This is a genomic window from Microbulbifer maximicatervae (SeqCode) (assembly GCF_052467225.1).
This window is the reverse complement of record NZ_CP174303.1, coordinates 5,018,168-5,039,453: the sequence shown is the minus strand read 5'-3', so window position 1 is coordinate 5,039,453 and position 21,286 is coordinate 5,018,168. Positions and strand designations below refer to the sequence as shown.

The window sequence follows — 21,286 nt, the reverse complement described above, 5'->3', positions numbered from 1 at the left end:
CAATGGCAATTGTAAAAACAAAACCGACCTCCGCCGGCCGTCGTCACCTGGTTAAGGTTGTTAACACCGACCTGCACAAGGGTGCTCCTTACGCTCCTCTGTTGGAGAGCAAGAGCAAAAGTGGTGGCCGTAACAACAATGGTCGTATCACTACCCGTCACATCGGTGGTGGCCACAAGCAGCACTACCGTGTAATCGACTTCAAGCGCAACAAAGACGGTATTCCGGCTAAAGTTGAGCGTCTGGAGTACGATCCCAACCGCAGCGCACACATCGCTCTGGTGTGTTACGCCGACGGTGAGCGTCGTTACATTATCGCACCGAAAGGCCTGAAAGCAGGTGCCACCATTCAGTCCGGCGATGCCGCACCGATTGTTGTGGGTAATACTCTGCCTCTGCGCAACGTTCCGGTAGGTTCTGTAATCCACGCGATCGAGCTGAAGCCAGGCAAAGGCGCTCAGCTGGCCCGTTCTGCTGGTGCCTCTGTGCAGCTGGTAGCTCGTGAAGGTCAGTATGCGACCATTCGTCTGCGTTCCGGCGAAATGCGCAAGGTTCTCGCTGAGTGCCGCGCAACCCTGGGTGAAGTGAGCAACTCCGAGCACAGCCTGCGCAAGCTGGGTAAAGCTGGTGCTGCACGCTGGCGTGGTGTTCGTCCTACCGTTCGCGGTGTGGCGATGAACCCGGTAGATCACCCGCACGGTGGTGGTGAAGGCCGTACCTCTGGTGGTCGTCATCCGGTTACTCCGTGGGGCGTTCCGACCAAGGGTAAGAAAACGCGCAAGAACAAGCGCACCGATAAGATGATAGTACGTCGTCGCGGCAAGTAAGCCGCGCGATGTCTGAGCAGCTAGAGAGGAATCGACAGTGCCACGCTCATTAAAGAAAGGTCCCTTTATTGATCTGCATTTGATCAAGAAGGTGGAGGCAGCGATTGCAGCAAACGATCGTCGGCCGATTAAAACCTGGTCCCGCCGTTCCATGATTATGCCGGAAATGGTTGGACTGACGATTGCCGTGCACAACGGTCGTCAACACGTGCCCGTTTTGGTTAACGAAGAAATGGTTGGCCATAAACTGGGCGAGTTCGCTGCTACCCGCACTTACCGCGGTCATGCTGCGGACAAGAAAGCGAAGAAGCGCTAAGCCGAGGTTATAAAGATGGAAGTAGCAGCAAAATTACGCGGCGCACGTCTATCGGCGCAAAAGGCGCGACTGGTAGCTGATCAGGTTCGCGGCAAAGGCGTTGAAGAGGCCCTGGATATACTGGCTTTCAGTACTAAAAAGGGTGCGGCGATCATTAAGAAAGTACTGGAGTCGGCCATTGCCAACGCTGAGCACAACGAAGGTGCTGACGTTGACGAGCTGAAGGTTTCCACAATTTTTGTGGACGAAGGTATGACCATGAAGCGCATTAAGCCGCGTGCTAAAGGTCGTGCTGATCGCATTCTTAAGCGTACTTGTCACATCACTGTGAAAGTGGCCGAGAAATAAGAGAGCAGGCGAGAAAACCATGGGACAAAAAGTACATCCTACCGGCATTCGTCTGGGTATCGTTAAAAAGCATACCTCTGTTTGGTATGCCGGCAGCGACGAGTACGCAGACAAGCTGTACACGGATCTGAAAGTTCGCGAATACATTCGCAAAAAACTGGCCCACGCTTCTGTGAGCCGTATCGAGATCGAACGTCCGGCAAACACTGCACGTGTGAAAATTCACACTGCACGTCCGGGCATCGTGATTGGTAAAAAAGGTGAAGACGTAGAACGTCTGCGCAAAGAAGTAAGCGCGCAGATGGGCGTACCTGTGCACATCGACATCGAAGAAGTGCGCAAGCCTGATATGGACGCGGCTCTGGTTGGCCAGAACGTTGCCCAGCAGCTGGAACGCCGTGTTATGTTCCGTCGCGCTATGAAGCGTGCCGTACAGAACGCTATGCGTCAGGGTGCCGAAGGTATCAAGATTCAAGTAAGTGGCCGTCTTGGCGGTGCAGAAATCGCGCGTACCGAATGGTATCGCGAAGGCCGTGTGCCCCTGCACACCCTGCGCGCCAACATTGACTACGCCAATGTTGAAGCGAAGACTACTTACGGCATCATCGGTATCAAGGTGTGGATCTTTAAAGGCGAGGTAATCGGTGACGAAGTGCCCGATGAGAAGCCGGTAAAGAGCCGCAAAAAAGCTGCTAAATAAGGGGTACGCAAATGCTGCAACCAAAGCGTACAAAATTCCGCAAGGTACAGAAGGGTCGCAACCGCGGTCTTGCTCAGCGCGGCTCTAAAGTGAGCTTTGGCGAGTTTGGCCTTAAGGCTACCGGTCGTGGTCGCATTACTGCGCGCCAGATCGAAGCGGCTCGTCGCGCAATGACTCGTCACATTAAACGTGGCGGTAAAATCTGGATTCGTGTGTTTCCAGACAAGCCCATTACCAATAAGCCCCTCGAAGTTCGAATGGGTAAAGGTAAAGGTGGCGTTGAATACTGGGTAGCTCAGATCCAGCCGGGCAAGGTCCTCTATGAGATGGAGGGTGTGTCCGAGGAGCTGGCTCGTGAGGCTTTCGCACTAGCTGCGGCCAAGCTGCCTGTAAAAACAACTTTCGTTAAGCGTTCGGTGATGTAATGAAGACTGCAGATCTACGCGAAAAGTCAGTTGAAGAGCTGAACCAGGAACTGCTGAACCAGCTCGAAGCTCAATTTAAGCTTCGTATGCAAAAATCCACCGGTCAACTGGCTCAGACTCATCTGCTGAAGCAGACTCGTCGCGACATTGCTCGCATAAAGACTGTGTTGACCGAGAAGGCAGGTAATTAATCATGGCTGAAGCAAAACTGAAGCGTACTCTGACCGGCAAGGTTGTGAGTGACAAGATGGATAAAACCATCACCGTTTTGATCGAGCGCCGTGTTAAGCACCCGATCTACGGCAAAATTGTAAACAAGTCCACAAAGCTCAAGGCACATGATGAGAACAATGATTGCAGCATCGGTGATGTTGTAACCATTGAGGAATCTCGTCCTCTGTCCAAGAGCAAATCTTGGGCTTTGCAGAAAATTGTAGAGCGTGCGGCGAAGGTATAACCCCTAGCGCATTGACTGCCGAATTGAAAGGTTTCGGAGAGAGACAATGATTCAAGCGGAATCCTACTTAGAAGTAGCTGACAACAGTGGGGCTCGCCGCGTCATGTGCATCAAGGTGCTGGGCGGCTCCCATCGTCGTTATGCCGGCGTGGGCGACATTATCAAGGTAACCGTTAAGGAAGCCATCCCCCGCGGTAAAGTGAAGAAAGGTCAGGTAATGAACGCCGTTGTGGTTCGCACCAAAAAAGGTGTGCGTCGCGCGGACGGTTCCCTGATTAAATTTGACGATAACGCAGCGGTGCTGCTGAACCAGCAACTGGCGCCGGTTGGCACCCGTATTTTTGGTCCGGTAACTCGCGAATTGCGCGGTGAGAAGTTCATGAAGATCATCTCCCTCGCTCCCGAAGTTATCTAGGCCTCGAGCGGAGAAGAGTTATGCGCAAGATCAAGCGTGACGACGAAGTGATCGTTATCGCCGGTCGTGACAAGGGCAAACGTGGTTCAGTACGTAAAGTACTGAACGACGGTCGTCTGATTGTCTCCGGCATACAGATGATCAAAAAGCACCAAAAGCCAAACCCACAGATGGGTATTGCAGGTGGCATCGTTGAGAAAGAAGCTGCTATCCAGGCTTCCAACGTAGCCATCTTCAACCCTAACACCCAGAAGGCTGACCGGGTGGGCTTTAAAGTACTGGAAGACGGCACTAAGATTCGCGTCTTCAAATCCAGCGGCGAAGCCATCTAAGGCTCTTGACGCAAAAGCAGGTTGGTAGATCATGGCAAAGCTTAAAGAGCTCTACACTAAGGACCTCGTGGCCAAGCTAAAAGAAGAGCTTGGTCTCGAGAATGTGATGGCAGTGCCGCGCATCACCAAGATCACCATCAACATGGGTGTTGGTGAAGCGATTGGTGATAAGAAGGTGCTGGAGCACGCTGTCAACGATATGACAGCAATTACTGGTCAAAAGCCCATCGTTACTAAAGCGCGCAAGTCTATTGCGGGCTTTAAGATTCGTGACGGTTGGCCGATCGGCTGCAAGGTAACTCTGCGCGGTGAGCGCATGTATGAGTTCCTGGAGCGTTTGGTTGACATCGCGATTCCGCGTATCCGCGACTTCCGTGGCATTAGCCCGAAGCAGTTCGACGGCCGCGGTAACTTCTCTATGGGCGTGACTGAGCAAATCATCTTCCCGGAAATTGACTACGACAAAGTAGACAAGCTCCGCGGTCTGGATATTTGTATTACCACTACAGCTGCAAACGACGATCAAGGTCGTGCGCTGCTGAAAGCGTTCAACTTCCCTTTCAAGGGTTAAGAGGATTCCATGGCGAAGAAATCCATGATTGCGCGCGAAAACAAGCGCGCTCGAACCGCAGCTAAGTACGCCGAGAAGCGTCAAGAGCTGAAGGCGATCATCGCCAGTTCCACTGCTTCCGAAGAGGAGCAGTGGGAGGCTCAACTCAAGCTGCAGAAAATGCCGCGCGATGCAAGCCCGGTACGTCAGCAACGCCGCTGTCGTATTACTGGTCGCCCCCACGCTGTATACCGCAAGTTCGGCCTGTGCCGTAACAAGCTTCGTGAAGCTGCGATGCGTGGTGATGTTCCTGGCCTCGTGAAGTCCAGCTGGTAATTACCAGCTGGTTTAAGGCAGATTTGAGGAGTCTCATAAGATGAGTATGCAAGATCCGTTGGCAGATATGCTGACTCGCATCCGCAATGCCCTGGCGCGCGGAAAGGCGGAAGTCACCCTGCCATCATCCAAACTGAAAGTAGCAGTGGCCAAAGTCCTGAAAGACGAAGGTTACGTTACTGATTTAAACGTAAGCGAAGGCGCTAAGCCGGAACTGACCATTGCTCTGAAATACTTCCAGGGCAAGCCGGTTATTGCCGAGCTCAATCGCGTTTCCCGTCCGGGCCTGCGCGCTTACACTGGTAAAAAAGCTCTGCCTACCGTACGTGGTGGCCTGGGTGTCGCGATCGTTTCCACCTCTAATGGTGTGATGACTGACCGCGCTGCACGTCAGGCTGGTATCGGTGGCGAAGTGCTTTGCACCGTATTCTAAGCGGGGGTTGCAATGTCTCGAGTAGCAAATAGTCCGGTAGTTATCCCCGCAGGTGTAACCGTAGACCTGAAAGGTCAAAATATCGCTGTTAAAGGCGGTAGCGGTAACCTGGATATGGTTATTCACGGTGATGTAGAAGTGAGCGAGGCTGAAAGCCAGCTGACTTTTGCCGCGCGCAATAACTCCAAGCAGGCCAGAGCCTTGGCGGGTACCACCCGTGCTTTGGTCAATAACATGGTGATAGGCGTAAGCAAGGGCTTCGAGAAGAAGCTGCAGTTGCTGGGTGTTGGTTATCGTGCGAAAGCAGCCGGTAAAGCGGTTAACCTGACCCTGGGCTTCTCCCATCCGATCGATTATCAGTTGCCGGAAGGCGTGACTGCGGAAACTCCATCCCAGACTGAAATCGTACTGAAGAGCAGCAATAAACAGCTGCTGGGCCAAGTGGCCGCTGAGATCCGCTCGTTCCGTCCGCCGGAGCCCTACAAAGGTAAGGGTGTCCGTTATGCCGACGAGCGCGTGTATCGCAAAGAGGCCAAGAAGAAGTAAGTAGGGCATAGATATGAACGTTAAGAAAGCATCTCGCTTGCGTCGTGCACGTCGTGCCCGCGCCAAGATCCGTGAGCTGGGCGCCGTTCGCCTCACCGTGAACCGCACCCCGCGCCACATTTACGCACAGATCCTGTCTGCCGAAGGCAGCGCGGTATTGGCTTCCGCCTCTACCCTGGACAAGGACCTGCGCTCTGGTAAAACTGGCAACGCTGACGCTGCTGCCGCAGTTGGCAAACTGATCGCTGAGCGCGCGAAAGCCGCTGGTGTTGAACAAGTTGCCTTCGATCGTAGCGGCTTCAGATACCATGGCCGTGTTAAGGCTCTGGCTGACGCTGCCCGCGAAGCCGGTCTGAAATTCTAAGGGTTGAGTTATGGCTAGAGAGAAAGACAAAAGCAACGACGAAGGCCTGCAGGAGAAGCTGGTCCAGGTCAACCGCGTTGCCAAGACTGTTAAAGGTGGTCGTATCTTCGCCTTTACCGCACTGACCGTAGTTGGTGATGGCAATGGCCGTGTTGGCTTTGGTCGTGGCAAGGCACGTGAAGTGCCTGTAGCGATTCAAAAGGCGATGGAATCTGCACGCCGCAACATGATCCAGGTAGACCTGAATGGTGACACCATCCAGTACGCTACCAATGGTCGCCACGGCGGTTCCAAGATTTACATGCAGCCCGCTTCCCAGGGTACCGGTGTAATTGCCGGCGGTGCTATGCGCTCCGTTCTGGAAATGGCTGGTGTACACAACGTATTGGCTAAGTGTTACGGCTCCACCAACCCGGTGAACGTAGTACGTGCAACTTTCAAAGCTCTGGAGCAAATGCAGAGCCCGGAAGATGTAGCTGCCAAGCGCGGTAAATCTGTCGAAGAGATTCTGGGCTAATTACAGCTCGGATTTAAGGTTATTGGTGGGTTAAGACCATGGCTAAGAAGACCATAAAAGTGACCCAGACCAAAAGCATCAACGGACGCCTGAAAAGTCATCAGGCGTGCGTTGCGGGTCTGGGCCTGCGCCGCATCGGCCACACAGTGGAAGTGGAGGATACTCCCTCCGTGCGCGGTATGATCAACAAAGTAAACTACCTGGTTAAGGTTGAGGGGGAATAACATGCGTTTGAACGACTTGTCTCCAGCACCAGGCCACAAGCACAGCGCCAAGCGCGTTGGTCGCGGTATTGGTAGCGGAATTGGTAAGACCGGTGGCCGCGGCCACAAAGGTCAGAAAGCGCGTTCCGGCGGCAGTGTTCGTCCGGGCTTCGAAGGCGGTCAGATGCCTTTGCAGAAGCGTCTTCCTAAGTACGGTTTCACCGCTCGTGTTTCTCGCTTTACCGCAGAAGTACGTCTGGCTGAGCTGGCGAAGGTAGAAAATGACGTAATCGATTTGGCAGCGCTTAAGAATGCCGATATCATCGGCAGCCATATTAAACGCGCCAAAGTGTTCCTCTCAGGTGAGCTGACCAAAGCTGTTACCGTTAAGGGTCTGGGAGTTACCAAAGGTGCAAAGGCAGCGATTGAAGCTGCTGGCGGTAAAATAGAAGACTAATCGAGGCGCCAATGGCACGACCAGGATCCGGTGGAAATCCCCTGGGCAACAGCAAGGGATTGGGCGAGCTTTGGGCTCGCCTTCGTTTTCTGTTTCTAGCGATTCTTGTTTATCGACTGGGGACACATATTCCGGTGCCCGGCATTGATCCGGAAAAGCTGTCAAACCTGTTTAACCAGAACCAGGGAACCATCCTTGGCCTGTTTAACATGTTTTCAGGCGGCGCCCTGGAAAGGATGAGTATTCTGGCGCTGGGCATCATGCCCTACATCTCCGCGTCCATCATCATGCAGTTGATGAGCGCGGTGACTCCCTCTCTGGAAGCGTTGAAGAAGGAAGGGGAGGCCGGAAGACGTAAGATCAACCAGTACACCCGCTATCTGACGGTAATACTGGCCCTGATTCAGGGGATCGGTATGACTTTCGGCCTGGCAGGGCAGAACCTGGCTTACTCATCTGAGCCCGCGTTTGGTTTTTACTTTGTGGCGGTAACGTCACTGGTGACTGGTGCTGTATTTATGATGTGGCTCGGTGAGCAGATCACTGAGCGCGGTGTTGGCAACGGCATTTCCATGCTGATTTTTGCCGGTATCGTCGCCGGTTTACCCGGTGCGATCGGCCAGGCATTTGAACAGGCGAGACAGGGTGAGCTGCACATACTCATGCTGTTGATGATTGGCGTCATCGCTCTTGCTGTAGTGTTCTTTGTGGTTGTTATGGAACGCGGCCAGCGCCGCATTACGATCAATCACGCCAGGCGCCAAGCGGGACGTTACTCTGCAGCTCCAGCTGCACAGGCGAGCCACTTGCCGCTGAAGGTAAACATGGCCGGTGTAATTCCGGTAATCTTTGCCAGCAGTATCCTGTTGTTCCCGGCCACACTGGCACAGTGGTTTGGTCAGGGCGGGGAAGGTCTCGGTGCAGAGATCCTGCAGTGGATGGCGTTGCAGCTTGGACCAGGGCAACCGCTGAACATTATTCTGTTCGCACTGTTGATTGGTTTCTTCTGTTTCTTCTACACGGCGTTGATGTTCAACCCGAATGAAGTTGCGGATAACCTGAAAAAGTCCGGTGCTTATGTGCCAGGTATTCGCCCTGGAGAGCAGACGGCCCGCTATATCGATAGCGTGCTGACTCGCCTCACTCTGGTGGGTGCTGTATACATCGCACTGGTATCCCTGCTGCCGCAGTTCCTGGTGGTTGGGTTTAACGTTCCCTTCTATCTGGGGGGTACCTCACTGCTGATCGTTGTAGTCGTAGTGATGGACTTTATGGCACAGGTGCAATCGCATCTGCTGTCGCACCAGTACGAGGGTTTGATGAAAAAATCTAACCTGCAAAGCTACGGTCGTCGCTAGGGCGTCGCCTGCTCGCAGTTTGATTGAATTGAGGTAAGGTCATGAAAGTACGCGCTTCTGTAAAAAAGATCTGCCGTAACTGCAAAATCGTGCGTCGCAAGGGTGTTCTGCGGGTAATCTGCAGCGCTGAGCCACGTCACAAGCAGCGTCAAGGCTAAGAAGGGGCCAGCCCCTTGCGGAGAGCGCCCACAGGGCGCCTCTGTAAAAGCTGGAAAAATTCGCTACTCGATACAGCCCCGTATCGAATGGCAACACCCCGGGAAGTTTTTTGGGGTGGGAAGTTAGCAACAGCAAACTTCCAACTGGGGGCGTTGACTGTCGTCTTCATCCGCTTCGGGGGACCGATGCGGACGTTGGCTATTGCAAATTAGTGTCTGAAAAGCTATTCTTGCGCGCCTTTTTGGTGGCGCCGCCGGTTTTTTAGTCGCTGTCAGCGCCGAAATCAAAGTAGAGTCACATACTTAATATAAAGCAGTGACTCCAATACGTGGAGTACGCCTCTATGGCACGTATTGCTGGTGTCAATGTACCAGACCACAAGCACGCCGTAATCTCCCTGACCCACATTTATGGGGTTGGTCGCACTACGGCTAAGTCTATTTTGGCAGCGGTTGGTATCGCTGAATCCACCAAAATCCGCGAACTGTCTGAAGAGCAGATCGAAACCATCCGTGGTGAAGTTGCAAAACTGACCGTGGAAGGCGACCTGCGCCGTGAAATATCCATGAACATCAAGCGTTTGATGGATCTGGGTTGTTATCGCGGTCTGCGTCACCGTCGCAGCTTGCCGCTGCGTGGTCAGCGCACCAAGACCAATGCTCGCACCCGTAAGGGTCCGCGCAAGCCGATTCGCAAGTAAGCCTTAACTAAAAGGCGCGAAATCGCGGTTCAAGATGCCCCGTCCGGCTAATCGCCGAGGGGATTTGATACAGGATTTAGGATACTGGTATGGCTAAGCCAAAAACTACTGTTCGCAAAAAGGTCAAAAAGACCGTTGTCGACGGTATTGCCCACATCCACGCATCGTTCAACAACACGATCGTGACGATCACTGATCGCCAGGGTAATACCCTCAGCTGGGCCACCGCAGGTGGATCTGGCTTCCGTGGCTCGCGTAAGAGCACCCCGTTTGCAGCCCAGGTTGCCGCTGAGCGCGCAGGTACTGCAGCTCAGGAATACGGCCTGAAAAACCTCGACGTAGAAGTTAAGGGCCCTGGCCCCGGTCGCGAATCTGCCGTTCGTGCACTGAACAACTGCGGCTACAAGATCACCAACATCACCGACGTGACGCCTATCCCGCATAACGGATGTCGTCCACCTAAAAAGCGTCGCGTGTAAGAGGGGGCTGACAAAATGGCACGTTATATTGGACCAAAATGTAAACTGTCCCGTCGTGAAGGGACTGACCTGCAGCTGAAGAGTGGTGTTCGTCCGCACGACTCCAAGTGTCGCGCAGAATCCAAACCCGGTCAGCACGGCGCTGGTCGCGGTCGTCTGTCCGACTACGGTATTCAGCTGCGTGAAAAGCAAAAAGTTCGTCGTATCTACGGCGTACTGGAAAAGCAGTTCCGTAACTACTATAAGGAAGCAGCACGTCTGAAGGGCGCTACAGGTGAAAACCTGCTGCAACTTCTCGAGCAGCGTCTGGACAACGTGGTTTACCGCATGGGCTTCGGCTCAACTCGCTCTGAAGCGCGTCAGCTGGTTTCCCACAAAGCGATTCTTGTAAACGGCACTACCGTTAACATCCCTTCTTTCCAGGTTAAAGAAGGCGACGTTATCGCTGTACGTGAGAAAGCCAAGAAGCAGCTGCGTATCCAGAATTCCGTTTCCCTCGCTGCCCAGCGTGGCGATGTCGAGTGGGTAGACGTAAACGCGAGCAAACTGGAAGGCACTTTCAAGCGCACTCCGGATCGTGTCGATCTGCCGGCAGAGATCAACGAAAACCTTATCGTGGAACTGTACTCCAAGTAACAATAAGTCCACTTTAAGGAATGCAACTGTAAACAGGTATGGCTATGCAGACTGCTGTCAACGAGTTTTTGACACCGCGTCGTATTGACGTCACCGAGTACAATCCGAATCACGCCAAAGTGATTTTGGAGCCCCTGGAGCGTGGCTTTGGCCACACTCTTGGCAATGCGCTGCGTCGCATCCTGCTGTCCTCCATGCCGGGCTGCGCCGTCACCGAGGTGGAAATCGAAGGTGTCGAGCACGAGTACAGCGCGATCGAAGGTGTGCAGGAAGATGTAATTGAAATCCTGCTCAATCTGAAAGAAATCGCCGTTGTTATGCACGGTAAGGATCAGGCGGTATTGAGCCTGAGCAAAAAGGGCCCAGGTGCGGTGACTGCCGGAGATATCCAGGTAGATCACGACATCGAGATCGTTAATCCTGAGCACGTGATCGCCAATATCACTGGTGATGTCGAGCTCAACCTGCGTCTCACTGTAGCGCGCGGCCGTGGCTACCAGCCCGCCGATGCTCGTCGTGGCGAGGAAGAGGAAAGCCGTGCAATTGGCCGTCTGCAGCTGGATGCTTCATACAGCCCAGTGCGTCGCGTTTCCTACAGCGTGGAAAGCGCGCGTGTAGAGCAGCGCACTGACCTGGATAAGCTGGTTCTGGATCTGGAGACCAACGGTACCCTGGACCCGGAAGAGGCTATTCGTCGCGCCGCCACTATTCTGCAGCAACAGCTCGCAGTATTTGTGGACCTGGAAGGCGAGAAGGATGCACAGCCGAAGGCTGAAGAGCCTGAAGTTGATCCGGTACTACTGCGCCCGGTAGACGACCTGGAGTTGACTGTACGTTCGGCGAACTGTCTGAAGGCAGAGAACATTTACTACATCGGTGATCTGATTCAGCGCACTGAAGTAGAACTGCTGAAGACGCCGAATCTTGGTAAGAAGTCTCTGACTGAAATCAAGGACGTACTGGCTTCCCGTGGTTTGTCCCTGGGTATGCGCCTGGAAAACTGGCCGCCGGCCAGCCTGAAAGGCGACAGCAAGTTAAGCCCCCTGTAAGCATTTGGTAGTCGCGACGGTGTCGTGATTAGTAGAAAGAACCCGAGCGGTGCTACAGCTTAGCGCGACACCGCTCCAGAACGACCTGCTGTGACAGCAACTTAGGTCGTAAGGAATTGAGTCATGCGTCATCGCTATAGTGGCCGTAAATTCAGCCGCACGAGCGCTCACCGCAAGGCCATGTTCAAGAACATGAGCGCCTCTCTGGTGGAGCACGAACTGATCAAAACCACACTGGCCAAAGCCAAAGAACTGCGCCGCGTTGCCGAGCCGCTGATCACTCTGGCTAAGAAAGACAGTGTTGCTAACCGCCGTCTGGCTTTCGCTCGTATCCGTGATAAGGATGCTGTGCGTAAGCTGTTCGACGAGCTGGGTCCTCGTTACGAAGCCCGTCCTGGTGGTTACATCCGTATCATGAAGTGTGGTTTCCGCGCTGGTGATAAGGCGCCGATGGCATACGTTGAGCTGGTAGACCGTCCTCAAGTAGAAGACGAAGCTGCTGAAGCTTAAGCGTTATTAGCCATAGCGCTACGGAAGGCCGGTCTTTGACCGGCCTTTTTTTTGCCATAAGGAGATTTTTGTATGTCTTTTGAGCAACTGTTAAAGAGTTTGAATCCCGAGATTGTGGGCAGCTTAAAGCGGGCCATTGAACTTGGAAAATGGCCTAATGGTGTTGCGCTATCCCCTGAGCAACGCAGCCTCTGCGCAGAAGCGGTTTCCAATTGGGAGTCCGCAAACCTTCCGCGGGAGCAACAGGTAGGCTATGTGGCGCCGAAGACCAAGGATGAGCCCTGTGTAGGAAAAAAAGACGATGAGCAAGCTGTTAATTGGGTTGGCTAGCTAATCAGTCTGTAAGATATTGGCACTTTATTCATTGGTGAGGGCGTTATTTTCTTTCATGCTCTCCCAATTCTCTGCTTAGATAGTTACCGACAGACAAATACATAATTTCTAATTTGCTCGGTAACTAATTATGAAAAAGCTGATTTTGCTTGCCGGAGCAGTAACGCTCGCCGTTGTAGGGGTTGATCACTACGATATTGATGTGCGCTCAAGTGTGGCCAAGGTGCGCCAGATGATAGAGCCGCTAAAAGATGATAGTGAGTTAGTAAAGAATATTTCTGACAGCATACCCTGGTCCCAGCTGGAACATGCGGAGGTCGAAGAGTTATTAAATCATCCTCGGGTTCAGGCTTATCTGGACCGTGAGAATGTTAAGCAGGCGCTCAAGGACTACTTTGCAGACCTGGGCAATCTCTCTGGTGAAGAGGCCTGGGATGCAATTGAAAAAGTAGAGCGGGAATCGCGTATTACAGGCTATGAAGCGCTTTCAATGAAGTTGGCCTGGCTGGAAAAAAATAGCCTTAACCAGGCAGAGTTCACCCAAAGAGCTGAAGAGCTATTTAATATTTATCGGGATAAAGCGCAAACGGTGATCAGGGATTACGACCCTCATGTCGAGGTTCCGGGCTTTTCCACCTATAAGGATCTTGAGCGCTCGATCGTTGAGGAAGTTCAGCAGATGACGTCCTTTCCCGATGGTATGAGTAGACATGAATACTTACGTAAACGCCTTCAGGACGCCCGTGAGGCGGTATATGGCAGTTAGGCTTTCTATCATTCAGCGCTGCCAGCTAGTTACCGGCAGCGCTGGGGGCATTTTAATTACATAAACAAGCCGATCAGATCATAGAACCAGTTACTATTGTCCTCATAATCTGAAACCTCATCGGTTTCGTATGCCCGAATCATTCCTCCACCGTTATGATTGACGATGTTGTCGAGGAAATCTTTTAATTCAAGCCCGTGCTCGGCAATCTCACCATAGTTTAAATCGATAATGGTTGTGCAGTGGCTCTCGTTCAAGTTGCGGAACATCGGGAAGTAATAGCCCCAGTTACTAGTTTGATCCAGCAGTGGAATCAAATTTTCATGGGTATCTTTCTGCCAGCGCTGTCGCAATTTATTTAAACGGGAGTCTGCATCGGGATCATTATAAATATCCTCATAAAATCTCTCGTAGGAGTACGATGAAAAATTCCCGTCAGCAAGAAAGTGCGTAATACCCAATCGATCTGAGGGGAATTTATTGGAAAGCGCAGCATAAAGTGAGGCTAGCTGATTGGCTTCGAATCCCGGTGTTTTGGCTTTTAACATAGTGATGGGGTTTTCCGAGCTTTCATCGCTATCGGCGGTATAGGTAGTCCAAGAGCGCAGCACTTCTTTATGTAGCGGTAATGAGGGATATTGGGTGCTGTCACTCCCGTCTAAAGGTGCCTGATAGAGAGGGCCTGAATCATCGAGGAGATAGCCATAATCTACATTCATATCCTCGCGCAATTTTGAATAATTAAACAGGGCACCAATACTGCCTGCACTACAACCTGCAGCGAGCATCTGCTTCGGTTTTTGCAAATTATTTTTCACCCAGGAAGTAACTGCCTGAACGTTGCGTAATCCATTGTGGTGCCAGATAAGGTCGGGGTTCTCGCCAGTAGTGTCCTCGTATATTTCAGTTTTATCGCCTACGTAGATATCCCCAGTGCAGTATGGCACGTAAACCATATTCCACTCGCCAGTTTTATACTGGTCGTAGGGATGATGTGTATAAATCAAAGGGGATACGCCAGCGGTAGTAAGATTCTCGAAATTTGTAAAATCTAACAAGTGCACATTGCTTAGGTAATCATCGGGAATGCCATTGGGGTTGCGAGCCCCGCGAATACCAGCTTGTCCTGAGCAGCTTTCATAGTCCCAGCATGCCCCTCCACCCTCGAAATAGAAAATGGTGTTACTGGTATCTGGAACACGGTGAACAAAGAACTTATAGGGTGATCCATTCCCACACATGGCACCTGTACTGGTAGGTACATCAATTTTTTGCCAGGTGTTGTAGTCGCCAGGATCAAAATCATCATTAAAACTGGGATCATCCATAGTTAGTGGATACATCCCTTCAGCTTGCTGCGAGGTGACTGGCGCATCGGCATTGGGTGGATCAAACAAATGCTTTAGGGTAGTCCAGAAGTTGTAATCACCCGGTTCTGCATTTGCATGACCTGTGATAAGTAGAGAACTCGCTAAGAGTATTGAAATAAAACCGCGGAGAATTTTTATCATTATTAATCCCCTTAAGGTATTGTGTGTTTTCTCTTTGGAATGTGCTTTGTTGATCCTGAAATAATTGTATGGAGATTTATTTGCTCCCTATAGATAATCAACTTGCACGCTAGTCCAAATCGCTGTTTGGGTAAAACCCAATGAGGTTAGTTAATAATGATGTTTTGGTCTAGAAAGATGTGAGGGGAAACTTGCCGGTCACAGAATTTCTGTAATATTTTTTCTTTTTTTGTCCAAAAATATTCCATTTAAATTTTTAATAAAATTATTTTGTCTATTTTGGCGTAATTTTTATTCTCTACTTTATGCTGTTATTTTTGAGTATTAAATAGTTCTGTATCTGATAATGTTTATGCTTGCATTAAAGGGATAGTGCCTCCCTGTGATTAAGATTCAGGCTCTGTTGGAGTTTTTTAATTAGGTCTTGTTTCTTTTTGAAAATTTCACGCGATTCTTCAATACTTATTTCTTGAAATGTGATTTTGTTTTTTGGGGCTAGCTGACCCAGGCGATGAAGTTCCGATTTTATAATATGGCCTATTCGGGGGTACCCGCCAATAGTCTGTCCCTCAATAAAGGAAATAATAGGATTGGCATCGGGTGGTACTTGAATGCTGCCGGGATAGAGTCCTGCTGATGATAGTTGTGTCTTTCCGTTTGTAATTTTATGAATTGTAGAATTGTTTTTAGTGGATAGACGAATGCCCATACGATTGCTTTGGGTAGAAACCAGATAGGTTGAGCCGTAAAAGTGTTCAATAAATTTCTTGGAAAATAAATTGCTCTCTGGTCCAGCCACTAGTCGTAGCTTTGAATTATGTGAGTAGTGAAGGTGAAACCTTTTATTTAGTACAGATTCTTTTGCGGTGTGGACTTCTTTAAAGTGGATGACTTCGTTAGATGTGATCGGTTTGCCACTATTTGCGCCAAATTTACTTATAACGTGAGTTGCAGAGCTACCTAAGATATTGGGTGCGTCTATCTTGGCAGAAATCGCAAGGTAGGTTCTTGCACCGGAAATAGCTTGAGCTATATCCAAAATATCACCAGGCTTAACCCTATAGGTTCGGAAATTATCAATTGACTCGTTATTTAAGGAACCTCTGAATTGGCCTCCGGCTATAGCGATAGTGAGATTGCAGAGGAATTCGATTCTAGGACCGAGCAGGGTGATCTCAAAGGTTGGGTGCCCTAACGGGTTTCCTAATAACAGGTTGGCTATTTTCATCGATAGTGGGTCGGCAGCACCTCCCCATGGAATTCCACAGTGCATCATGCCTGGACGACCCAGGTCCTGAATACTTGTCTGTAGCCCTGCTCGAAGAAAGTGAATACCCATAGACCCTCCTTTTTAGGATGAACTACTTTTAGTACTCTGCGAGAGTATATGAAATTGCTGAGAATCTATTGCATAAAACTCAATTTCATCTAAAGGTGCAGCGATAAATGGGGAGGGTTCCGCAGGTTGAAAAAGACTAAGGGGTGTCTGGCCAATAATTTGCCATCCCCCCGGTGTAGCTTGTGGGTAGATGCCTGTTTGTTCTCCACCTATCCCGACAGCGCCTGCGGGAATTCTGGTTCGGGGAGTTTCTTTTCTGGGGCAATATAGCTTTGGGTCAAGTCCGCCAAGGTATAAGAAGCCTGGAGTAAAGCCCAACATATGCACTAAGTAACGTTGTGCGGTATGTCGTTTGATGATTTCCTGTGACGATAATTTGGTATGTTCTGATAATGCCTCAAGGTCTGGAGAAAAGCCTTCTTCGTAGCATACGGGAATACGCACTATGCGTGGTCTACTGGTGAAGGGGGCAGGGTTGTTTAGAAAGTCCTCGGTAGTTTTAGTGAGTAATTGGTATAAGGTTTTGTGATCCCATAGGGAAGGATTGAAAATAACAGTTAAGCACTGGTATGCAGGAATGATATCAATGATACCTGGATGCACTTCATTTAATAGAGCCGCTCTCAAACCGATAATTGTCCGGCTAAGAGCTTTGCATGGTTTGCCGGAAAAGCGGATATCTACTGCACAATCTCCGTTAATGGTAATAGCTAGTGGTATATGGGGGGCAGGGTGTGTCACCGAGCTATACTCACGCCGTTTGCATTGAGATGTTGATTAAGTTGTCTGGCGATAATGGGCGCTTGGGGATTATCGCCGTGGAGGCAGATGGTATCCACAGAGAATTGCAATTTTTCACCAAGATAATCGTTAAATTCTAAGCCCTTTGCCAAGCAGATAGCCTGCTGTAAGCACTGTTCTGTCTCAGCAATAACAGCACCCGCCATTGAGCGTGGAGCTAGCTGGTTATTGCTGAGGTACTGCCTATCCATAAATCCTTCGCGAATAAATGTTTTATTTTGTTTGGCAGCAGCGAACTGCATGGCAGCGTTGGCTAACCCAATAATTTTCAGTGAAGGATATTCTTTGTCGAGTAGGGTAATAATACTTTTAGCGAGTTCTCTGTTTGACTCTGTATCATTGTAGAGAGCGCCGTGTAGTTTAATATGGTCTAAAGTTGCTCCTAGGCTACGCGCGATATTTTCTAGTTGGTTTACTTGTGCGCAAAGAGAATCGAGTAATTTATTTTGAGGAATAACTAGAGATTTGCGGCCAAAATTTTCCCTGTCGGGGTAGCTGGGGTGCGCGCCGATTTTTAAACTATTTTTTAGGGCGTTTTCGATTGATCTACCCATGATCTCGGGAGTGCCAGCGTGACCGCCGCAAGCTATATTGCAACGGGAAATAAACGGCATGATTTGGGCGTCCCTGTCACAGCTGTGTAAATCAGCACCTTCACCCAGATCGCAGTTGATATCAATGTTCACTGTGGCATCCTGCCTGTATATATTTTGAATGGGTTTTAACGCTAAGAATCTGCCTATTAAAGTAGTTAATTGTCAGGGCACTGATTTACTTCCATAGAGATTTTCTTTGAATTTGATTCATAGCAATTTCCCAGTGGGGAGCAGAAGCAGGCGGAAATTGAAAGGTTCCATCTTTCTTGATTAATTTTTTCCCATAGTTCAGAAGTTGCAGTGCCACGACTTAAAGAATAGAAAGGGTACTCCGACTGTGAGGGAATGATAACTTCATTTATTTCTGAAGAGCTTTGAAAGCCTTCGTCAAGGGGTGGGTGGTGATTATTATAGTTTCTATTAAATTTATTTTTCATCATTTTATGCTCTTCCTGACAGCAGGCGCGCAAAAAATCATGGGTGCTTGAGTATTCTACATTTTTATATTTAAAGCTAACGGATTTTAGGATGGCAGGGCCGGCCCCAGCATTGCGAAAGCCAAATGTAATTTTGCTTTGATTGCTCTCCTCGTCATAGTTGCCATGGCTGAACTGAATAACAGGCATTGTCATTATTTTGACTTGTTGATTGGCAGCTCTGGCTTGTAAATAGGTGGCATAGAAGGATGCCAGAGAAATCATAATTGCACTTACTGCGATCACTGAGTTTAAGCGGTCGCGATTGAATAACTTCATATCTTGTCGCACCTACCTACTAGTTATTTTTAAGTGAATTGAGCTAGAAAGGATGCCGGTCTATAGATTGGCATCCTTTCCTATTCAATTAGTTCAGCATGGTTTTTAGAAAGCGCCCGGTATGGGAAATGTCCATTTCTGCAACATCCTCAGGTGTCCCCGTGGCAATAATTTGCCCGCCGCCAGAGCCACCCTCCGGGCCCAGGTCTACAATCCAGTCTGCAGTTTTGATCACGTCCAGATTGTGTTCGATCACTACGATGGTATTGCCGTGATCGCGCAGGCGATGGAGAACATCCAGCAGTAATTGGATATCGGCAAAGTGCAGGCCGGTAGTCGGTTCGTCGAGGATGTACAGGGTTTGCCCAGTGTCTCGTTTGGATAGCTCGCGGGAGAGTTTTACCCGTTGGGCTTCACCACCTGAGAGAGTGGTGGCAGCCTGGCCTAGCTTGATATATGAGAGGCCGACATCCATTAGGGTTTGCAACTTCTTCGCGATTGCGGGCACAGGGTCAAAGAATTCCCGTGCATCTTCCACGGTCATTTCCAATACTTCGTGGATATTCTTGCCCTTGTAGTGTACCTCCAGGGTCTCGCGGTTGTAGCGCTTGCCGTGACAGGTATCACAGGGTACATAGACATCCGGCAAAAAGTGCATTTCTACCTTAATCACCCCGTCGCCCTGGCAGGCTTCACAGCGCCCACCCTTGACGTTAAAGCTGAAGCGTCCAGGTTTATAGCCCCGTGAGCGGGCTTCCTGGGTGCCAGCAAACAAGTCGCGAATTGGGGTAAAAATACCGGTATAGGTTGCCGGGTTTGAGCGAGGAGTGCGCCCGATAGGACTCTGATCAATATCCACGCATTTGTCGAAGTGCTCCAGACCGTGCACCTCTTTATAGGGAGAGGCCTTAAGGGTTGTTGCTTTGTTAAGTGCAGTGGCGGCAAGTGGATAGAGGGTTGTATTAATCAGGGTGGACTTACCAGAGCCGGATACACCGGTTACACAGGTAAATAATCCTACTGGGATCTCCAGATCGACGTCCTGTAAATTATTTCCACTGGCCCCTTCGAGGCGCAACAAATAGTCCGGGTCGGGTACGTAGCGTTCTTCCGGTACGGCAATTTTCTTTTTGCCGGAGAGGTACTGACCGGTTAGGGATTTCTTGCATTTGGTAATTTTATCGGCGGTACCCGCTGCCACGACTTCTCCACCATGGACTCCGGCACCGGGGCCAATATCGACGATAAAGTCGGCACTGCGAATGGCATCCTCATCGTGCTCCACCACAATAACCGTGTTGCCGATATCGCGCAGGTGGGTAAGGGTGTTGAGCAGGCGCTCGTTGTCCCGCTGGTGTAGGCCGATAGAGGGCTCGTCGAGAATATACATTACGCCCACGAGGCCGGCGCCGATCTGGCTGGCGAGGCGAATGCGCTGTGCTTCGCCGCCGGAGAGGGTTTCTGCACTGCGGTTTAGGGTTAGGTAATTCAGGCCGACATCGACGAGGAAGCGGAATCGATCGCGAAGCTCTTTGAGAATCTTATCGGCAATCTCTTTCTGGGCGCCTTTAAAAGCCAGCTCATGGTCGAAATACTCGAACGCATCGCCTACAGGCAGCTCAGTAATTTGCGCCAGGGTGCGGTTATCCACAAAGACATGACGGGCCTCGCGGCGCAGGCGGGTACCGTGGCACTCTGGGCACTTTTGGGTACTCAGATACTTGGCTAACTCCTCCCGTACCGATTGGGACTCGGTATCCCGATAGCGGCGTTGGAAGTTGGGGATAATGCCCTCGAAGGTGTGCTGGCGCACGGTGACATCGCCGCGATCATTGACGTAGCTGAAGTCTATCTCTTCGTCGCCACTGCCCTGCAGGATAACCTTGCGGTGGGCTTTGCGTAATTTTTTCCAGGGCTTATCCAGATCGAAACCGTAGTGCTCGGCGAGGGAGTCGAGCATGTGGTAATAGTAAATGTTGCGTCTGTCCCAACCGCGAATGGCGCCCTCGGAAATACTGCTTTCCGAATCGATAATTACCTTGTCTTCATCGAAGAACTGTTTGACGCCCAGGCCGTCACAGCTGGGGCAGGCACCCGCGGGGTTGTTGAAGGAGAATAGGCGCGGTTCCAGCTCATCCAGTGAGTAATCACAGACGGGGCAGGCGTGGCGGGCAGAGAAGAGGCGATCTTCCTGGTCTCCATCCATAAAACTGATGGAGGCGATACCGTCGGTGAGATTAAGGGCAGTTTCGAAGGACTCCGCCAAACGCAGTTGCAGGTCCTCACGCACCTTAAAGCGGTCTACCACCACCTCAATGGTGTGCTTGCGGCGCTTATCCAGCTTGGGGGTGTCGTCCAGGTCGCAGATAACCCCGTCGATCCGTGCCCGCACAAATCCGTCCCGGCGCAATTGTTCAAATACGTGCTGGTGCTCACCCTTTCGATCGCGAACTACCGGCGCCAGCAACATAATCTTGCTGCCTTCCGGTAAAGCCAGTACCTGATCCACCATCTGGCTGATTGTCTGGGCTTGCAGGGGTTCGTCGTGCTCGGGGCAGCGGGGTTCTCCAACCCGGGCAAATAGCAGCCGCAGGTAGTCATAGATCTCTGTGATGGTGCCCACAGTGGAGCGGGGGTTGTGTGAGGTGGACTTCTGCTCGATTGAAATAGCCGGTGATAGCCCCTCGACGGTATCCACATCCGGCTTTTCCATCATCGACAGGAATTGACGGGCGTAGGTGGAGAGTGATTCCACGTAGCGGCGCTGCCCCTCTGCGTAGAGGGTGTCAAAGGCCAGGGAAGATTTGCCGGAACCGGACAGGCCGGTGATAACGATCAGTTTATCGCGGGGAATGTCCAGATCGATATTCTTCAGATTGTGGGTGCGAGCACCCCTTACATAAATCGTGTCCACGCTCTACCTATATGCTGCTAATACTGGGCCGGGCCTCGGACTTGCTCCGCGCGGGGCGATCACAACTGCGGTGCCGGAAAAACAGTCAAGTATAAACTCGCCACCTGATGTGCGAAAATTGTCTTTCGCAATACCCGACATTCAGGCAGATAGC

General features: G+C 50.9%; 32 protein-coding genes. 26 read left to right on the top strand and 6 right to left on the bottom strand.

What is annotated here, in order from left to right; all coding sequences use genetic code 11:
* Nucleotides 1-2: 2 nt before the first annotated feature.
* The 26 genes from rplB (at nucleotide 3) to ACJJIZ_RS21770 (ending at nucleotide 13,216) form a co-directional block, all read left to right on the top strand.
* Entirely contained in the window at nucleotides 3-827 is an 825-nt protein-coding gene (gene rplB / locus ACJJIZ_RS21895) for a 50S ribosomal protein L2 (RefSeq protein WP_108731657.1), read from the top strand.
* 37 nt (nucleotides 828-864) lie between these two features.
* The gene (gene rpsS, locus ACJJIZ_RS21890) at nucleotides 865-1,143 is read left to right on the top strand and encodes a 30S ribosomal protein S19 (protein ID WP_069946924.1); all 279 of its coding nucleotides are present in this window, start codon (nucleotides 865-867) and stop codon (nucleotides 1,141-1,143) included.
* Between the two features lie 15 nt (nucleotides 1,144-1,158).
* Nucleotides 1,159-1,491 carry a 50S ribosomal protein L22 gene (gene rplV, locus ACJJIZ_RS21885; protein WP_282934397.1) on the top strand — a complete coding sequence of 111 codons (333 nt, stop codon included), beginning with the start codon at nucleotides 1,159-1,161 and terminating at the stop codon, nucleotides 1,489-1,491.
* 19 nt (nucleotides 1,492-1,510) lie between these two features.
* On the top strand, nucleotides 1,511-2,191 hold the full coding sequence (gene rpsC, locus ACJJIZ_RS21880; RefSeq protein WP_282934396.1) for a 30S ribosomal protein S3: 681 nt from the start codon (nucleotides 1,511-1,513) through the stop codon (nucleotides 2,189-2,191).
* 11 nt (nucleotides 2,192-2,202) lie between these two features.
* Entirely contained in the window at nucleotides 2,203-2,616 is a 414-nt protein-coding gene (gene rplP, locus ACJJIZ_RS21875; protein ID WP_282934395.1) for a 50S ribosomal protein L16, read from the top strand.
* Nucleotides 2,616-2,807 carry a 50S ribosomal protein L29 gene (gene rpmC, locus ACJJIZ_RS21870; protein ID WP_020411392.1) on the top strand — a complete coding sequence of 64 codons (192 nt, stop codon included), beginning with the start codon at nucleotides 2,616-2,618 and terminating at the stop codon, nucleotides 2,805-2,807. The genes rplP and rpmC overlap by 1 nt, the downstream gene beginning before the upstream one ends.
* 2 nt (nucleotides 2,808-2,809) lie before the next feature.
* Entirely contained in the window at nucleotides 2,810-3,073 is a 264-nt protein-coding gene (gene rpsQ / locus ACJJIZ_RS21865; protein ID WP_108731660.1) for a 30S ribosomal protein S17, read from the top strand.
* Nucleotides 3,074-3,119: 46 nt separating this feature from the next.
* Nucleotides 3,120-3,488 (top strand): 50S ribosomal protein L14, encoded by a 369-nt coding sequence (gene rplN, locus ACJJIZ_RS21860; protein WP_067151032.1) that lies wholly within the window; start codon nucleotides 3,120-3,122, stop codon nucleotides 3,486-3,488.
* Between the two features lie 20 nt (nucleotides 3,489-3,508).
* Nucleotides 3,509-3,820 (top strand): 50S ribosomal protein L24, encoded by a 312-nt coding sequence (gene rplX, locus ACJJIZ_RS21855; RefSeq protein ID WP_108731661.1) that lies wholly within the window; start codon nucleotides 3,509-3,511, stop codon nucleotides 3,818-3,820.
* A gap of 31 nt (nucleotides 3,821-3,851) precedes the next feature.
* The gene (rplE, locus tag ACJJIZ_RS21850) at nucleotides 3,852-4,391 is read left to right on the top strand and encodes a 50S ribosomal protein L5 (protein WP_020411396.1); all 540 of its coding nucleotides are present in this window, start codon (nucleotides 3,852-3,854) and stop codon (nucleotides 4,389-4,391) included.
* Between the two features lie 9 nt (nucleotides 4,392-4,400).
* The gene (gene rpsN / locus ACJJIZ_RS21845) at nucleotides 4,401-4,706 is read left to right on the top strand and encodes a 30S ribosomal protein S14 (protein ID WP_020411397.1); all 306 of its coding nucleotides are present in this window, start codon (nucleotides 4,401-4,403) and stop codon (nucleotides 4,704-4,706) included.
* Nucleotides 4,707-4,746: 40 nt separating this feature from the next.
* Entirely contained in the window at nucleotides 4,747-5,139 is a 393-nt protein-coding gene (gene rpsH, locus ACJJIZ_RS21840) for a 30S ribosomal protein S8 (protein WP_282934394.1), read from the top strand.
* Nucleotides 5,140-5,151: 12 nt separating this feature from the next.
* Nucleotides 5,152-5,685, top strand: coding sequence for a 50S ribosomal protein L6 (gene rplF, locus ACJJIZ_RS21835; RefSeq protein WP_282934393.1), 534 nt, complete (start codon nucleotides 5,152-5,154; stop codon nucleotides 5,683-5,685).
* Nucleotides 5,686-5,698: 13 nt separating this feature from the next.
* Nucleotides 5,699-6,049 carry a 50S ribosomal protein L18 gene (gene rplR, locus ACJJIZ_RS21830; protein WP_282934392.1) on the top strand — a complete coding sequence of 117 codons (351 nt, stop codon included), beginning with the start codon at nucleotides 5,699-5,701 and terminating at the stop codon, nucleotides 6,047-6,049.
* A gap of 10 nt (nucleotides 6,050-6,059) precedes the next feature.
* The gene (gene rpsE, locus ACJJIZ_RS21825) at nucleotides 6,060-6,566 is read left to right on the top strand and encodes a 30S ribosomal protein S5 (RefSeq protein WP_282934391.1); all 507 of its coding nucleotides are present in this window, start codon (nucleotides 6,060-6,062) and stop codon (nucleotides 6,564-6,566) included.
* A gap of 38 nt (nucleotides 6,567-6,604) precedes the next feature.
* Nucleotides 6,605-6,790 carry a 50S ribosomal protein L30 gene (gene rpmD / locus ACJJIZ_RS21820; RefSeq protein WP_020411402.1) on the top strand — a complete coding sequence of 62 codons (186 nt, stop codon included), beginning with the start codon at nucleotides 6,605-6,607 and terminating at the stop codon, nucleotides 6,788-6,790.
* A gap of 1 nt (nucleotide 6,791) precedes the next feature.
* Nucleotides 6,792-7,226, top strand: a complete 435-nt coding sequence (rplO, locus tag ACJJIZ_RS21815; protein WP_282934390.1) for a 50S ribosomal protein L15 — start codon at nucleotides 6,792-6,794, stop codon at nucleotides 7,224-7,226.
* 11 nt (nucleotides 7,227-7,237) lie between these two features.
* Nucleotides 7,238-8,584 carry a preprotein translocase subunit SecY gene (secY, locus tag ACJJIZ_RS21810; protein WP_282934389.1) on the top strand — a complete coding sequence of 449 codons (1,347 nt, stop codon included), beginning with the start codon at nucleotides 7,238-7,240 and terminating at the stop codon, nucleotides 8,582-8,584.
* Between the two features lie 41 nt (nucleotides 8,585-8,625).
* A complete protein-coding gene (gene rpmJ, locus ACJJIZ_RS21805; protein WP_010133825.1) occupies nucleotides 8,626-8,742 on the top strand; it encodes a 50S ribosomal protein L36 in 117 nt (38 codons plus the stop codon).
* Nucleotides 8,743-9,086: 344 nt separating this feature from the next.
* Complete coding sequence (gene rpsM, locus ACJJIZ_RS21800) at nucleotides 9,087-9,443, top strand: 30S ribosomal protein S13 (RefSeq protein ID WP_282934388.1); 357 nt, start codon at nucleotides 9,087-9,089, stop codon at nucleotides 9,441-9,443.
* Nucleotides 9,444-9,532: 89 nt separating this feature from the next.
* Nucleotides 9,533-9,922 (top strand): 30S ribosomal protein S11, encoded by a 390-nt coding sequence (rpsK, locus tag ACJJIZ_RS21795; protein ID WP_020411406.1) that lies wholly within the window; start codon nucleotides 9,533-9,535, stop codon nucleotides 9,920-9,922.
* Nucleotides 9,923-9,937: 15 nt separating this feature from the next.
* Nucleotides 9,938-10,558 (top strand): 30S ribosomal protein S4, encoded by a 621-nt coding sequence (gene rpsD, locus ACJJIZ_RS21790; RefSeq protein WP_108731669.1) that lies wholly within the window; start codon nucleotides 9,938-9,940, stop codon nucleotides 10,556-10,558.
* A 44-nt stretch (nucleotides 10,559-10,602) separates the two neighbouring features.
* Complete coding sequence (locus ACJJIZ_RS21785; protein WP_282934387.1) at nucleotides 10,603-11,607, top strand: DNA-directed RNA polymerase subunit alpha; 1,005 nt, start codon at nucleotides 10,603-10,605, stop codon at nucleotides 11,605-11,607.
* A 123-nt stretch (nucleotides 11,608-11,730) separates the two neighbouring features.
* On the top strand, nucleotides 11,731-12,117 hold the full coding sequence (rplQ, locus tag ACJJIZ_RS21780; protein WP_108731671.1) for a 50S ribosomal protein L17: 387 nt from the start codon (nucleotides 11,731-11,733) through the stop codon (nucleotides 12,115-12,117).
* A gap of 72 nt (nucleotides 12,118-12,189) precedes the next feature.
* On the top strand, nucleotides 12,190-12,447 hold the full coding sequence (locus ACJJIZ_RS21775; RefSeq protein ID WP_413664284.1) for a YeaC family protein: 258 nt from the start codon (nucleotides 12,190-12,192) through the stop codon (nucleotides 12,445-12,447).
* Nucleotides 12,448-12,580: 133 nt separating this feature from the next.
* Nucleotides 12,581-13,216 (top strand): DNA-binding transcriptional regulator Fis, encoded by a 636-nt coding sequence (locus tag ACJJIZ_RS21770; RefSeq protein ID WP_444914829.1) that lies wholly within the window; start codon nucleotides 12,581-12,583, stop codon nucleotides 13,214-13,216.
* Between the two features lie 56 nt (nucleotides 13,217-13,272).
* Here the strand turns inward: ACJJIZ_RS21770 and ACJJIZ_RS21765 are convergent, their stop codons facing one another.
* The 6 genes from ACJJIZ_RS21765 to uvrA all read right to left on the bottom strand — a co-directional run bounded on the left by ACJJIZ_RS21765 (nucleotide 13,273) and on the right by uvrA (nucleotide 21,132).
* Nucleotides 13,273-14,727 carry a pectin acetylesterase-family hydrolase gene (locus ACJJIZ_RS21765; protein ID WP_444914828.1) on the bottom strand — a complete coding sequence of 485 codons (1,455 nt, stop codon included), beginning with the start codon at nucleotides 14,725-14,727 and terminating at the stop codon, nucleotides 13,273-13,275.
* A gap of 361 nt (nucleotides 14,728-15,088) precedes the next feature.
* On the bottom strand, nucleotides 15,089-16,066 hold the full coding sequence (locus tag ACJJIZ_RS21760) for a 5-oxoprolinase subunit C family protein (RefSeq protein WP_444895279.1): 978 nt from the start codon (nucleotides 16,064-16,066) through the stop codon (nucleotides 15,089-15,091).
* 12 nt (nucleotides 16,067-16,078) lie between these two features.
* Nucleotides 16,079-16,807, bottom strand: coding sequence for a 5-oxoprolinase subunit PxpB (gene pxpB / locus ACJJIZ_RS21755; protein ID WP_444914827.1), 729 nt, complete (start codon nucleotides 16,805-16,807; stop codon nucleotides 16,079-16,081).
* Complete coding sequence (pxpA, locus tag ACJJIZ_RS21750) at nucleotides 16,804-17,553, bottom strand: 5-oxoprolinase subunit PxpA (protein WP_282934381.1); 750 nt, start codon at nucleotides 17,551-17,553, stop codon at nucleotides 16,804-16,806. Before pxpA ends, pxpB begins: the two co-directional genes overlap by 4 nt.
* Nucleotides 17,554-17,618: 65 nt before the next feature.
* Nucleotides 17,619-18,218, bottom strand: a complete 600-nt coding sequence (locus ACJJIZ_RS21745) for a hypothetical protein (RefSeq protein WP_282934380.1) — start codon at nucleotides 18,216-18,218, stop codon at nucleotides 17,619-17,621.
* Nucleotides 18,219-18,306: 88 nt separating this feature from the next.
* A complete protein-coding gene (gene uvrA, locus ACJJIZ_RS21740) occupies nucleotides 18,307-21,132 on the bottom strand; it encodes an excinuclease ABC subunit UvrA (protein WP_444914826.1) in 2,826 nt (941 codons plus the stop codon).
* Nucleotides 21,133-21,286 lie beyond the last annotated feature (154 nt).

Bases quoted from the DNA above. Each gene is read 5' to 3' on its own strand.
- rplF (WP_282934393.1), top strand. From the start codon at position 5,152: ATGTCTCGAGTAGCAAATAGTCCGGTAGTTATCCCCGCAGGTGTAACC.
- ACJJIZ_RS21775 (WP_413664284.1), top strand. From the start codon at position 12,190: ATGTCTTTTGAGCAACTGTTAAAGAGTTTGAATCCCGAGATTGTGGGC.
- rpsM (WP_282934388.1), top strand. From the start codon at position 9,087: ATGGCACGTATTGCTGGTGTCAATGTACCAGACCACAAGCACGCCGTA.
- rplQ (WP_108731671.1), top strand. From the start codon at position 11,731: ATGCGTCATCGCTATAGTGGCCGTAAATTCAGCCGCACGAGCGCTCAC.
- rpsD (WP_108731669.1), top strand. From the start codon at position 9,938: ATGGCACGTTATATTGGACCAAAATGTAAACTGTCCCGTCGTGAAGGG.
- rpsC (WP_282934396.1), top strand. From the start codon at position 1,511: ATGGGACAAAAAGTACATCCTACCGGCATTCGTCTGGGTATCGTTAAA.
- rplX (WP_108731661.1), top strand. From the start codon at position 3,509: ATGCGCAAGATCAAGCGTGACGACGAAGTGATCGTTATCGCCGGTCGT.
- ACJJIZ_RS21745 (WP_282934380.1), bottom strand. From the start codon at position 18,218: ATGAAGTTATTCAATCGCGACCGCTTAAACTCAGTGATCGCAGTAAGT.
- rplR (WP_282934392.1), top strand. From the start codon at position 5,699: ATGAACGTTAAGAAAGCATCTCGCTTGCGTCGTGCACGTCGTGCCCGC.
- rplB (WP_108731657.1), top strand. From the start codon at position 3: ATGGCAATTGTAAAAACAAAACCGACCTCCGCCGGCCGTCGTCACCTG.
- secY (WP_282934389.1), top strand. From the start codon at position 7,238: ATGGCACGACCAGGATCCGGTGGAAATCCCCTGGGCAACAGCAAGGGA.
- rpmC (WP_020411392.1), top strand. From the start codon at position 2,616: ATGAAGACTGCAGATCTACGCGAAAAGTCAGTTGAAGAGCTGAACCAG.
- rpsQ (WP_108731660.1), top strand. From the start codon at position 2,810: ATGGCTGAAGCAAAACTGAAGCGTACTCTGACCGGCAAGGTTGTGAGT.
- rpsN (WP_020411397.1), top strand. From the start codon at position 4,401: ATGGCGAAGAAATCCATGATTGCGCGCGAAAACAAGCGCGCTCGAACC.
- rpsK (WP_020411406.1), top strand. From the start codon at position 9,533: ATGGCTAAGCCAAAAACTACTGTTCGCAAAAAGGTCAAAAAGACCGTT.
- ACJJIZ_RS21765 (WP_444914828.1), bottom strand. From the start codon at position 14,727: ATGATAAAAATTCTCCGCGGTTTTATTTCAATACTCTTAGCGAGTTCT.
- rpmD (WP_020411402.1), top strand. From the start codon at position 6,605: ATGGCTAAGAAGACCATAAAAGTGACCCAGACCAAAAGCATCAACGGA.
- rplN (WP_067151032.1), top strand. From the start codon at position 3,120: ATGATTCAAGCGGAATCCTACTTAGAAGTAGCTGACAACAGTGGGGCT.
- rpsE (WP_282934391.1), top strand. From the start codon at position 6,060: ATGGCTAGAGAGAAAGACAAAAGCAACGACGAAGGCCTGCAGGAGAAG.
- rpmJ (WP_010133825.1), top strand. From the start codon at position 8,626: ATGAAAGTACGCGCTTCTGTAAAAAAGATCTGCCGTAACTGCAAAATC.
- rplP (WP_282934395.1), top strand. From the start codon at position 2,203: ATGCTGCAACCAAAGCGTACAAAATTCCGCAAGGTACAGAAGGGTCGC.
- rplV (WP_282934397.1), top strand. From the start codon at position 1,159: ATGGAAGTAGCAGCAAAATTACGCGGCGCACGTCTATCGGCGCAAAAG.
- ACJJIZ_RS21760 (WP_444895279.1), bottom strand. From the start codon at position 16,066: ATGGGTATTCACTTTCTTCGAGCAGGGCTACAGACAAGTATTCAGGAC.
- rplE (WP_020411396.1), top strand. From the start codon at position 3,852: ATGGCAAAGCTTAAAGAGCTCTACACTAAGGACCTCGTGGCCAAGCTA.
- rplO (WP_282934390.1), top strand. From the start codon at position 6,792: ATGCGTTTGAACGACTTGTCTCCAGCACCAGGCCACAAGCACAGCGCC.
- rpsH (WP_282934394.1), top strand. From the start codon at position 4,747: ATGAGTATGCAAGATCCGTTGGCAGATATGCTGACTCGCATCCGCAAT.
- ACJJIZ_RS21770 (WP_444914829.1), top strand. From the start codon at position 12,581: ATGAAAAAGCTGATTTTGCTTGCCGGAGCAGTAACGCTCGCCGTTGTA.
- ACJJIZ_RS21785 (WP_282934387.1), top strand. From the start codon at position 10,603: ATGCAGACTGCTGTCAACGAGTTTTTGACACCGCGTCGTATTGACGTC.